The 250-nt window shown below is 60.4% G+C and carries 1 protein-coding gene; it reads right to left on the bottom strand.

The features are described 5' to 3' along the window. Nucleotides 1-250: SDR family NAD(P)-dependent oxidoreductase (locus SB754_RS21945; RefSeq protein ID WP_410784417.1), on the bottom strand; the 250-nt coding region annotated here is incomplete at both ends.

The following is a 250-nucleotide window of genomic DNA, read 5'->3' as shown; positions in this document are numbered from 1 at the left end:
AAATCGATTCTTTTTGCTTGTCATTGAGCGCATCGGTCATCGCCGTTTCGATGAAACCCGGTGCGATCGTGTTGACCGTGATGTTGCGGCTGGCCACTTCCCGGGCCAGTGACTTGTACATGCCGATCATGCCGGCCTTGGCGGCGGCGTAGTTGACCTGGCCCGGATTGCCGGTAACCCCGACAACCGATGTGATGCCGACAATGCGCCCGGAGCGGCGCTTCATCATGCCCTTGATCGCGGCGCGGCA

It is taken from the genome of Leifsonia sp. SIMBA_070, assembly GCF_046534635.1.
In the GTDB taxonomy this organism is placed as follows: Bacteria; Actinomycetota; Actinomycetes; order Actinomycetales; family Microbacteriaceae; genus Leifsonia.
This window is presented reverse-complemented; position numbering and strand designations above follow the sequence as displayed.